This window comes from Thiolapillus sp. (genome assembly GCF_048562965.1).
Lineage (GTDB): Bacteria > Pseudomonadota > Gammaproteobacteria > Chromatiales > Chromatiaceae > Thiolapillus > Thiolapillus brandeum_A.
On sequence record NZ_JBHNMF010000075.1, the window covers coordinates 1 to 10,285 of the forward strand.

Sequence of the window (10,285 nt, forward strand, 5' to 3'; positions counted from 1 at the left end):
GCTTTGGATGAGAATTTTGCCAGGGTTTGCCCCAAACCCGGCAATCCCCCCGGAAATTCTCTGGTCACTGTGCTGCTGCGCATGGTGGCTTGAATAATTTCTGGGAAACTTCAGTTATCGGAAAACAGGCGCTTCATACCGGCACCAATGGCTTTTGCATCGGTCTCCCCTTTCGCGGTCAATCCATCGACACAGTGCTGCCCGTCACCATCCCGGCAGCGGTCCGTGTGGCGCATGAGCACAGTGATGCGCCCTGCCTGCCACATGCGCTGCACATGGGCCCGGCTCACCGGGTCATCCAGAAGGTTGTCGCAGGAGCCTATAGTGCTGCGGTACCACCACCAGCCGGTGAAAGCCAGCATGAGCACCAGCAGTCCGATGCTGGTCCAGTACAGCAGGGGAAAACGGCCGCTTTTAGCCATGGTCAACAAACCTCCGGGTGATTTCCAGCAGGCGGGCATTCTCTTCCGGCCGGCCCACGGTAATACGCAGGCAGTCTTCCAGCAGCGGATGACTGCCGTGCAGCTTCTTCACCAGCACACCGTCTTTCAGCAGAGCCTCGAACAGCGGGACGGCTTTTCCAGCCGGCGTGCGCACCAGGATGAAGTTGGCTTGGGAGGGATAAGGAACCATGCCATCCATGGCCTGCAGGGCTTCGAACAGGACCTGCCGGTCCCGGCGGATGGCCGCCGTCTGCTCGTCCAACGCCTGGTGGTGTTTCAGAGCGAAGCGGGCGGTTGCCTGGGTGAGGACATTGATATTGTAAGGCATGCGTACTTTGTCGATCTCTTCCAGCCAGGCGGAAGGCCCTGCCAGCAGCCCCAGGCGCAGACCCGCCAGGCCCAGCTTGGAGACCGTGCGCATCACCAGCAGGTTGTCATGCTGACCGAGGCGGGACATGAAGCTGCTCTCGGCAAAGGGCGCGTAGGCTTCATCGACCACCACCAGGCAGGGGGCCGCTTCCAGCACCGCCAGCATGTCGGCTTCGGCAAACAGGTTGCCCGTGGGATTGTTGGGAAAAGCGAGGAAGACCAGGGCGGGCTGGTGCTCTCTGATGGCCTGCAGCAGTGCGGGCATGTCCAGGGAGAAATCGTCTTCACGCAAAGGCACGCCCACATAGTCCATGCCACACCAGGTGGCGATCATGCGGTACATGACGAAGCCCGGCTCCACGGATAGGATGGAACGGCCAGGAGCGCTCACGGCCAGGGCCAGCATCTGGATGATCTCGTCGGAGCCATTGCCCAGGAGCAGGGCCATGTCCCGGGGAACCTGCATGGCCGAGCGCAGCTCCTGCGCCAGTTTCCGCGCCTGGGGATCAGGATAACGGTTGACGTCCAGGGAATGCAGGCGCTCCAGCCATTCCCGGCGCAGATCTTCCGGCCAGGTGTAAGGATTCTCCATGGCATCGAGCTTGATCAGCCCCGATGCATCCTGCACATGATAGGCAGACAGGGCCCTGATTTCAGGACGAATCCAGTCGGCCACCCGCCCTTCCATACTCACGGTTTGAGACGGTACTCGGCGGAGCGGGCGTGGGCGGTCAGGCCTTCGCCCCGGGCCAGGGTGGATGCGGTACGCCCAAGGGTATCCGCGCCATCCTCTGACACCATGATCAGGCTGCTGCGCTTCTGGAAGTCATACACGCCCAGGGGTGAACTGAAGCGCGCCGTGCGGCTGGTGGGCAACACGTGATTGGGTCCGGCGCAGTAATCGCCCAGGGGCTCGGAGGTGTAGCGTCCCATGAAGATAGCGCAGGCATGACGAATTTTTTTCGCATAGTCCCGGGGCTCCTCCACGGACAGCTCCAGGTGCTCCGGGGCGATATGATTGGCGATCATGGCGGCCTCGTCCAGATCGCTGACCTTGATCAGGGCGCCCCGCTCACGCAGGGCGGTGGTGATGATCTCCCGGCGCTCCATATCCGGCAGCAACGCGTCGATGGCCGCTTCCACCCTCTCGATGAAGCCTGCATCCGGACACAGAAGAATGGACTGGGCGTCCTCGTCATGTTCCGCCTGAGAGAACAGATCCATGGCCACCCACTGGGGATTGGTGCGGCCATCACATATGATGAGAATCTCGGAAGGTCCGGCCACCATGTCGATGCCCACCTGGCCGAACACCGCGCGCTTGGCCGTAGCCACGTAGATGTTTCCGGGGCCGACGACCTTGTCCACGGGCGGCACCGTGTCCGTGCCATAGGCCAGGGCCGCAACGGCCTGGGCGCCGCCCACGGCGAAGACCCGGTCCACGCCGGAGACGTGAGCAGCCGCGAACACCAGCTCATTGACCTCCCCGCCGGGGGTGGGCACCACCATGATGAGCTGCCCTACCCCGGCCACCTTGGCGGGAATGGCGTTCATGAGCACGGATGAGGGATAGGCCGCCTTGCCGCCGGGCACGTACAGGCCCACCCGGTCCAGGGGCGTCACCTGCTGGCCCAGCAGGGTGCCGTCAGCTTCCTCGTATTCCCAGCCAGCCATTTTCTGACGTTCGGCATAGGCCCGGATGCGGGTGGCTGCGTGTTCCAGAGCCTGCTGCTGGGCTTCGGGAATGGCATTCCAGGCCTGTTCCAGCCTGTCTTTGGGTATCTCCAGATCCGCCGCAGATTCTGCCTGCCAGCCGTCGAAGCGGTTGGTGAATTCCAGCAGAGCGGCATCCCCTTCGCTACGGATACGGGCGATGATGTCGTTGACCGTGTCATTGACGGCGGTATCGGAGACATTGTCCCAGGCCAGCAGCTCATCGAGCTGCGCCTGAAAATCAGCCGTGTTGGCGTCGAGTTTGCGTATGTCAGCCATTGATCACCTCCGCGAGGCTTTCCACCAGCGCGATAATGGTTTCATGTTTCATTTTCCAGCTCGCCTTGTTCACCACCAGCCGGGAACTGATGTCCATGACGAATTCCAGGGGCACCAGGCCGTTGGCCTTGAGGGTGTTGCCGCTCTCCACCAGGTCCACAATAAGATCGGACAGGCCCACCAGGGGCGCCAGTTCCATGGAGCCGTAGAGCTTGATGATCTCCACCTGCTGTCCCTTGGCGGCAAAATGCCGCTTGGCGGCCTTGACGTATTTGGTGGCGATGCGCAGGCGCTGCCCGTCCAGGCGGGCATCCGGATGCCCAGCCACCATTAGCCTGCACTTGGCAATCTGCAGATCCAGCGGCTCGTACAGGCCTTCCCCGCCGTGTTCCACCAGCGTGTCCTTGCCGGTGACACCGAGATCTGCCGCGCCCCACTGCACGTAGGTGGGCACGTCGGTGGCTCGGATCAGCACCACCTTCATGGCATCGATGTTGGTATCCAGGATCAGCTTGCGGCTGGTATCCGGATCATCCCGCAATTCGATGCCTACATGCGCCAGCAGCGGCAGGGTATCTTTCAGGATGCGCCCCTTGGGCAGCGCAATGGTTATGGGTGATTTGAATTCCATCATGTTCCTGTGCCGTCAGTCCGGGAGCCGACGGATCTTTCCTCCCATGCCAGCCAGCTTTTCTTCGATGTTCTGATAACCGCGGTCGATATGATAGATCCGGTCCACCACGGTCTCGCCTTTGGCCACCAGTCCGGCCAGCACCAGACTTGCCGAAGCCCGCAGATCCGTGGCCATTACCGGCGCGCCAGTGAGTTTCTCGATACCCGCGACGATGGCGGTATTGCCTTCCAGCTTGATGTTGGCGCCCATGCGCTGCATCTCCTGCACGTGCATGAAGCGGTTCTCGAACACGTTTTCGGTAATGGTGCCCACGCCTTCCGCCACGGCATTCAGGGCAGTGAACTGGGCCTGCATATCCGTGGGAAAAGCAGGATAGGGCGCCGTGTGGATATCCACCGCCCGCGGGCGCTGTCCCTGCATATCCAGTTCGATGCTGTCACTCTCTATCTTCAGCACGGCACCGGCCTCGCGCAGCTTGGCAAGCACTGCATCAAGCAGATTGGGATCGGTATCCCGCACCTTCACACGCCCGTGGCTGATGGCCGCCGCAACCAGAAAAGTGCCTGTTTCGATACGATCCGGCATCACGGAATATTCCGTACCGTCCAGTCGTTCCACACCGTGAATGGTAATGGTATCTGTACCGGCGCCTTCTATTTTCGCCCCCATGCTGATCAGGCAGTTTGCCAGGTCCACGACTTCCGGCTCACGGGCTGCGTTCTCGATGAGAGTTTTACCCTCGGCCAGTGCAGCCGCCATCATCAGGTTCTCGGTACCGGTAACCGTGACCACATCCATGACCAGCCGCGCGCCCTGCAGACGTTCGGCACGGGCCTTGATATAACCACCGTCGACGGATATGTCCGCACCCATGGCACGCAGGCCGTCCAGGTGCAGATTGACGGGCCGGGAGCCAATAGCACAACCACCGGGCAGGGACACATCGGCTTCACCGAAGCGCGCCAGCAGGGGGCCGAGCACCAGGATCGAGGCCCGCATGACTTTCACCAGCTCATATGAAGCCGCGTAACTGTTGATAGTGGAGGGGTCGATCTCGATGGTCATGCGCTCATCGACCGTGATGCCCACCCCCATACGGCCCAGGAGGCCGATAGTGGTGGTTACGTCCTGCAGATGGGGGACGTTGCTCAGGCGCACGATGCCGTCACTGAGGAGCGCGGAAGCCAGAATCGGCAATGCGGCGTTTTTGGCGCCGGAAATCCGCACCTCGCCTTCCAGTGGCGCCCCACCGGTAATTACAAGTTTATCCATTCATCATGGCCTGGATTCAATACAAAAGAGCCCGCCATGATAATAAACTTTGGCGGCCGGCGCTATGCGCCCAGAATTTCCTGAACATTGCTGACCTGGGCCAGCGCTCTCAGATCTGCAGGAATCTGCTCATAATGCAGCTCACAACCCGCATCCCGCGCCTCATCCAGCCCCTGCAGGAGCAGGGCCAGCGCCGCGCTGCTTGCGCTTTTCACCCCGGCCAGGGAGACGGTAAGCTGTTTGCTGCGGTGAATCTTCGCCGCCAGGTCCTGCCAGATATCAGGCACGGTGGAAAGATTCAGCACGCCCTTGAGTTCCCAGCGCGACATGAATCATGCGCCCCGCTGCTGCTTGTTGTGCTTCTGCAGCGTGGCGATCAGACCGTCGATGCCGTGTTTCTTCACTTCCGCAGAAAAACTCCCGCGATAATTGGAAACCAGGCTCACGCCATCCACGACAACATCATAGATCTTCCAGGCACCGTTGCTCTGCCGGTACAGGCGGTAGTTGATGGGAATGGGCGGCCCGCCATTGTTGTGCACACGGGTGGAAACAGTGACGCGCTTGTCACCCGGTTTGCCCCGGTAGGGCAGGTATTCTATTTCCTGATCCGAATAGTTGAGCAGCGTGGTTGCATAGGTGCGCACCAATAACTCCTGAAACTCGTGAGCAATCTCGTTCTTCTGTTTCTCGGTTGCCCTGCGCCAGTATTTTCCCAGCGCGCCACGGCTCATGATGCGGAAATCGAAATGGGGCAGCACCTTCTGCTGTACCAGATCGTAAATACCGCTGCTGTCCTTTTCCAGCTCCGCCTTGCGCGCACGCACCTGCTTCAACACATAGTCAGCCGTCGAGCGAATCAGCTCCACCGGCTGTGGCTGAGCCGCCTGCACCGCCGTCCCGCCAAACAGCAGAACCAGGCCAAGAAAAACTCCTTTTATCATCTATTTCTCTCCTTCCTGCGCCTTGCTGAAGATGAACTGACCAATCACATCTTCGAGCACCAGTGCAGACTGGGTTATTTCAATTTCACTTCCGTTCTTCAGTACTTCATCGCTGCCACCGGGATCGAGGCCGATATACTGTTCGCCCAACAGACCGGCAGTGAGAATCTTGGCGTAGGTATCTTCAGGTATCTGGTCGTAATTGGCATAGACATCCATACCCACGACCGCCTGGAAGCGCTCCTTGTCAAATCCGATCTCCACTACCCTGCCGATTTCGACACCTGCCATGGTGACCGGCGCCTTGGTCTTGAGGCTGCCGATGTTGTCAAAACGGGCCGTGACACGGTAGCTGTCACCGGTATTTATCGTGCCTAGGTTACTGACCTTCATCGCCAGAAAAAACAGCGCCAGCAGGCCAATGGCCATGAACACTCCCACTAAGACTTCTGTTTGTTTCGCAAGTTTCATTTTGTTTCCTAATCGAACATGAGCGCCGTCAAGGCAAAGTCAAGAGCCAGCACCGCCAGGGAGGAATGCACCACGGTGCGGGTAGTGGCGCCACTGACGCCGGCCGAGGTCGGTACGCTGTTGTAACCCTGGAATATGGCAATCCAGACGCAGGCGAAACCGAACACCAGGCTCTTTATGACCCCGTTCACCAGATCTTCGTTCCAGTCGATACGCGCCTGCATCTGGCCCCACCAGGCACCGTCGTCCACGCCCAGCAGACCTACACCTACAAACCATCCACCGAGAATACCCAGGGCGCTGAACAGGGCCGCCAGCAAAGGCATGGAGATGAAACCGGCGAGAAAACGGGGCGTCAGCACCCGTCTGACCGGATCCACAGCCATCATTTCCAGGCCGGACAACTGCTCCGTGGCCTTCATCAGGCCGATTTCGGCGGTGAGGGCCGAACCGGCCCGCCCGGCGAACAGCAAGGCCGTGACCACTGGCCCCAGCTCCCGCACCAGGGAGGCGGCCACCATCACACCCAGGGTGGCTTCTGCCGCAAACTGGGAAAGTATGTAATAGCCCTGCAGCGACAGCACCATGCCCACGAACAGACCGGATACCGCGATGATGAGCACCGTGAGCACACCCACGGAAAACAGCTGCTCCACCAGCAAGCGCAGCCGGCGAACCACCTCGCCCAGGCTGCCCAGTATGCGCAGCAGCAGGATACTGGCCCGCCCCAGGTGGCGCACCGAATCGATACCGAAACGCCCCAGTTTTGCGAATGCCCCGGTCATGCTGTTTCCTCGAACAGATCGGCCTGCAGCGGGGGAGCCGGGTAGTGAAAAGGTACCGGGCCATCCGGTAGGCCGTGCATGAACTGGCGCGTCCATTCCGAGCCGGATTCCTGCAGGGCTTTGGGGTCACCGGACTCCACCACCCGGCCATCGGAAATCACGTACAGCAGATCGGCAATGGCGCAGGTCTCCTCCACGTCGTGAGAGACCACGATGCTGGTGAGTCCCGCGGCGTCATTGAGCTGCCGGATCAGTTTCACCAGCACGCCCATGGAAATGGGGTCCTGGCCGGTAAAGGGTTCGTCGTACATGATCATCATGGGGTCCAGGGCAATGGCCCGCGCCAGAGCCACGCGGCGCGCCATGCCGCCGGACAGCTCCGAGGGCATCAGATCCCGCGCCCCGCGCAGCCCCACCGCTTCCAGCTTCAACAGCACCAGTTTGCGCAGCATCGCCTCATTCAGGCGCGTGTGTTCGCGCAGGGGAAAGGCCACGTTCTCAAACACGTTCAGGTCTGTGAGCAAGGCGCCGCTCTGAAACAGCATGCCCATGCGCATACGCAGCCGGTACAGTTCCGCCGTGTTGAGCTGATGTACATTCTGGCCATCCACCTCCACCGTACCCTCATCGGGCTGCAGCTGACCGCCGATGAGCTTGAGCAGGGTGGTCTTTCCCGTGCCGGACGGCCCCATGATGGCCGTGATCCGGCCCCGGGGAATCTCGATATTCAGACCGGAGAAGATCTTGCGTTCGCCACGGCTGAAATGCAGGTTGCGGATACGCACCAGGGGCACTGCCTGCCCATCGGGCCGCTTCTGTACCTGCTGACGTTTCACGGCCTTTTCCTGCCCGGCAGCAGCATGCGCCCGCTTTTGGCGCTGTTTCTTGCTGTGTTTGGATTTTCTGCGGGACATGAGACCGGGAAGAAATTGCTCGAAAAAAGAGATTCATTGTCCGCACCTAGTAATCTGCGGTCAAGGACTTGCTTTCAGCAACAATCCCAGGGCCCTGTCGCCCAACTCATACACTGGGGGCACCGGCCTGTGAAAATGTCCGAGGCATGGACGCCGAGGTCAAGCTTACATGGATGTATTCAAGGCGTTTTTCACAGGCCGGCGCCCCCAGTGTTTTCAATGGCTTATGCAATTGGATGACGTGGTCCCGGCAACAATCCTGCAAGTGTGTCTTCGGCCTCGTGATAGATTTTGGGACATCCCAGTCCCCAAAATCGACTCGGCCTTTGACAACCTATTCGTGCCCCAGCCGTCCTGGTCACCAAGCACTACACAACAACTTCGCAAGCTCGTTGCTGCTCCGTACTTGTCTCCCAATGACTGGACGCCGCGTTCGAATGCCTACTTTGCTTCCCCTCTGGCGCTATGCGCACGACGGGTAAGCAGTGCGGCCTCGCGGCTACTGGGGTCTACCAGCCTTCGCTTCGCTCTCCATGGCTGGCAGCGAAGGATATGCCGCAATTCCCGTTTCCGGTATACAATCCTGACATGACCGACATACTGCCCTTCAGCAAACCCAAAGCCAGCGAAAAACACCGCGGCAACACGCTGTGCCGCAACGGACACCACAAATGGGTGGTGGACAAAGAGAGCGTCTTCGATACCAAGCAGGGCAAACTCGTCACCCGTCTGCGTTGCTCGCGCTGCTCCGCCAGCAAAACCCGGGCCATATGAGCGCATGCAGCAGGGGTAAACCCGGATCAATCGACCGTTTGCCCCTCTCTCCAACCCTCTCCCCGAGGGAGGGTATCGTAAAAGGCGGCAGCCTCCGCGATGCAAGGACGCATCGCCATTTTCGATGGCTATAAGCCATTGAAAATGGCGGAATCGGAAAATCGCATTTTTCCGATTCCGAGGGAGTTAAGGCTCAAGCGAAGTGGCTCCTGCCTGCCGGTTTACCTGGCAGACGCCGCCATGCTGGCTAACTGGATATAGGCCACCTTCTGTGTCAGAGCCTCCAGCTGGCCTGCCAGTCGATCCAGGCGCGCCATCTTGGCATTCAGCTGCTTCTCCAGGCTGGCGATACGCTGATCCTGCTTTTTCATGTAGGCATAGGCGTCATCCGCAGCCAGCCCCACGGCTGTATTGACCAGCTTGACACCGGTTTCAGCGGAAGATTCCCAGGCCTGGCCTACCGCCATCTTGAAATCTTCAGGGGTCATTTGATCAGGCGCAATTGCGATGCCAATGCCATCATTGTTGCCAGAAGCAACGATGTAATCCCCCGCTATGACCGCACCTGCGACCTTCACCGGTACTTGCCCCATCATGGAAACCAGGGCATATTGATCCTGCTTGTCGTGTCCGGGATCATTGCCGGTGAACGCCGGCGCGGTGGAAATCACCTGGACGTGCTCCGCCTTGCCCAGATCGCGGGATACCTTCCCGCCAGCAATGCCCACGATATCGCCGGCTGCAATTATCTCATCCGGGTTTTGTCGCGGGATCCATTCGGCAAAGTCAGCAGAACCTGATTTGTAATTAACCCCGCCATGACTGTTTCCTTCAATGGCACCGACTGCATCTGCTGCTGTGGTACCACCATGGTAAAAAGTGACAAAATTGTCAAGAAACGCAAGGCCATCATCATTAGGCATTGATAGCGCCAAAACATGGGTGTTACCGATGCTTTTATTTTCTACAATTGCCACGTGATTGTCTATGTCATCGTTACCACCTGTAGTCCTTGAGCCACGAATTGCCCCAGAAGCAAACAAGGCAACGCCCCCACCACTGCCAAATGCCGCTCCTTCAGGAGAGGTATTGATCGCATACACTCCGTACCCGCTTACCTGATTGGTAGTGCCATACACGCCATAGGCAGCGGCAGGGAAAGGAGGCGGCCCCGCATCCGCCCGGCCATAGACACCGAAAGCTTCAAATTCGGCATCCACCGCCAGCTTGGCTTCGATATCCCGGCTATGGGATGTTCCCCATACTGCCATGTTTTCATAGGAAATACCGCCCAACACGCTCGTGTAGTTCAGCAACACATCGATATCGACACCTACGGCGGAAAATCTGCCGCCGGCATTTTTTATATTGTGGCTGGTGTCTTCGTATATCTTGTCCCTGCCCGACACTTCGAATTTCGCGGGATAAGCGGCCGCTGCTCCCGCCGGGCCAGCTTCACCCTTGCCCGCTTCCAGCATTTCGGGATAGGCATCCAGCATAAGTTTGATCGTTTGCGGCGTCAGTGTGATACCGGCACGATTCAAGTTGCCCTGCAAAGCTTTTACATCAGCGTTATCCGATACTTCTGAATTCGGAAAAAAGTCTTCCTCCCCGTCACCCGCCTGCCCGGCGGTAACAGTGTTCCCCAATGCAATGACAGCCCCAAAGATGGACAGCGCCAATACTT

Annotated in this window: 13 protein-coding genes; 2 read left to right on the forward strand and 11 right to left on the reverse strand. The window is 59.3% G+C overall.

Annotation, left to right across the window (positions count from 1 at the left end; genetic code table 11):
• Positions 1–110 precede the first annotated feature (110 nt).
• The 10 genes from ACOCD2_RS06280 to ACOCD2_RS06325 form a co-directional block, all read right to left on the reverse strand.
• Positions 111–422 carry a hypothetical protein gene (locus tag ACOCD2_RS06280; protein ID WP_293648519.1) on the reverse strand — a complete coding sequence of 104 codons (312 nt, stop codon included), beginning with the start codon at positions 420–422 and terminating at the stop codon, positions 111–113.
• A complete protein-coding gene (gene hisC, locus ACOCD2_RS06285) occupies positions 415–1,500 on the reverse strand; it encodes a histidinol-phosphate transaminase (RefSeq protein WP_293648527.1) in 1,086 nt (361 codons plus the stop codon). The genes ACOCD2_RS06280 and hisC overlap by 8 nt, the downstream gene beginning before the upstream one ends.
• A 2-nt stretch (positions 1,501–1,502) precedes the next feature.
• The gene (hisD, locus tag ACOCD2_RS06290) at positions 1,503–2,804 is read right to left on the reverse strand and encodes a histidinol dehydrogenase (protein WP_293648522.1); all 1,302 of its coding nucleotides are present in this window, start codon (positions 2,802–2,804) and stop codon (positions 1,503–1,505) included.
• On the reverse strand, positions 2,797–3,435 hold the full coding sequence (gene hisG, locus ACOCD2_RS06295; RefSeq protein WP_293648530.1) for an ATP phosphoribosyltransferase: 639 nt from the start codon (positions 3,433–3,435) through the stop codon (positions 2,797–2,799). Before hisG ends, hisD begins: the two co-directional genes overlap by 8 nt.
• 15 nt (positions 3,436–3,450) lie before the next feature.
• The gene (gene murA, locus ACOCD2_RS06300) at positions 3,451–4,710 is read right to left on the reverse strand and encodes a UDP-N-acetylglucosamine 1-carboxyvinyltransferase (protein WP_293652487.1); all 1,260 of its coding nucleotides are present in this window, start codon (positions 4,708–4,710) and stop codon (positions 3,451–3,453) included.
• A 62-nt stretch (positions 4,711–4,772) separates the two neighbouring features.
• The gene (locus tag ACOCD2_RS06305; RefSeq protein WP_293648401.1) at positions 4,773–5,039 is read right to left on the reverse strand and encodes an STAS domain-containing protein; all 267 of its coding nucleotides are present in this window, start codon (positions 5,037–5,039) and stop codon (positions 4,773–4,775) included.
• A 3-nt stretch (positions 5,040–5,042) separates the two neighbouring features.
• Complete coding sequence (locus ACOCD2_RS06310; RefSeq protein ID WP_293648404.1) at positions 5,043–5,654, reverse strand: MlaC/ttg2D family ABC transporter substrate-binding protein; 612 nt, start codon at positions 5,652–5,654, stop codon at positions 5,043–5,045.
• A complete protein-coding gene (gene mlaD, locus ACOCD2_RS06315) occupies positions 5,655–6,125 on the reverse strand; it encodes an outer membrane lipid asymmetry maintenance protein MlaD (protein WP_293648407.1) in 471 nt (156 codons plus the stop codon).
• An 8-nt stretch (positions 6,126–6,133) separates the two neighbouring features.
• On the reverse strand, positions 6,134–6,910 hold the full coding sequence (gene mlaE, locus ACOCD2_RS06320) for a lipid asymmetry maintenance ABC transporter permease subunit MlaE (RefSeq protein WP_293648410.1): 777 nt from the start codon (positions 6,908–6,910) through the stop codon (positions 6,134–6,136).
• Positions 6,907–7,824, reverse strand: coding sequence for an ABC transporter ATP-binding protein (locus ACOCD2_RS06325; RefSeq protein ID WP_305800200.1), 918 nt, complete (start codon positions 7,822–7,824; stop codon positions 6,907–6,909). Before ACOCD2_RS06325 ends, mlaE begins: the two co-directional genes overlap by 4 nt.
• A 281-nt stretch (positions 7,825–8,105) precedes the next feature.
• On the opposite strand from ACOCD2_RS06325, the gene ACOCD2_RS06330 reads away from it, so the two are divergent.
• Positions 8,106–8,306 carry a hypothetical protein gene (locus ACOCD2_RS06330; protein ID WP_293885335.1) on the forward strand — a complete coding sequence of 67 codons (201 nt, stop codon included), beginning with the start codon at positions 8,106–8,108 and terminating at the stop codon, positions 8,304–8,306.
• Positions 8,290–8,598: a hypothetical protein gene (locus ACOCD2_RS06335; protein ID WP_419595143.1), complete on the forward strand. Its 309-nt coding sequence runs from the start codon at positions 8,290–8,292 to the stop codon at positions 8,596–8,598. Before ACOCD2_RS06330 ends, ACOCD2_RS06335 begins: the two co-directional genes overlap by 17 nt.
• 221 nt (positions 8,599–8,819) lie before the next feature.
• Here ACOCD2_RS06335 and ACOCD2_RS06340 read toward each other — a convergent pair.
• On the reverse strand, positions 8,820–10,285 hold a 1,466-nt coding region (locus ACOCD2_RS06340; protein ID WP_305800449.1), incomplete at its 5' end, for a hypothetical protein.

Coding starts and splice junctions, on each gene's coding strand:
- ACOCD2_RS06280 (WP_293648519.1), bottom strand. CDS start 422: ATGGCTAAAAGCGGCCGTTTTCCCCTGCTGTACTGGACCAGCATCGGA.
- hisC (WP_293648527.1), bottom strand. CDS start 1,500: ATGGAAGGGCGGGTGGCCGACTGGATTCGTCCTGAAATCAGGGCCCTG.
- hisD (WP_293648522.1), bottom strand. CDS start 2,804: ATGGCTGACATACGCAAACTCGACGCCAACACGGCTGATTTTCAGGCG.
- hisG (WP_293648530.1), bottom strand. CDS start 3,435: ATGGAATTCAAATCACCCATAACCATTGCGCTGCCCAAGGGGCGCATC.
- murA (WP_293652487.1), bottom strand. CDS start 4,710: ATGGATAAACTTGTAATTACCGGTGGGGCGCCACTGGAAGGCGAGGTG.
- ACOCD2_RS06305 (WP_293648401.1), bottom strand. CDS start 5,039: ATGTCGCGCTGGGAACTCAAGGGCGTGCTGAATCTTTCCACCGTGCCT.
- ACOCD2_RS06310 (WP_293648404.1), bottom strand. CDS start 5,654: ATGATAAAAGGAGTTTTTCTTGGCCTGGTTCTGCTGTTTGGCGGGACG.
- mlaD (WP_293648407.1), bottom strand. CDS start 6,125: ATGAAACTTGCGAAACAAACAGAAGTCTTAGTGGGAGTGTTCATGGCC.
- mlaE (WP_293648410.1), bottom strand. CDS start 6,910: ATGACCGGGGCATTCGCAAAACTGGGGCGTTTCGGTATCGATTCGGTG.
- ACOCD2_RS06325 (WP_305800200.1), bottom strand. CDS start 7,824: ATGTCCCGCAGAAAATCCAAACACAGCAAGAAACAGCGCCAAAAGCGG.
- ACOCD2_RS06335 (WP_419595143.1), top strand. CDS start 8,290: ATGCGCACGACGGGTAAGCAGTGCGGCCTCGCGGCTACTGGGGTCTAC.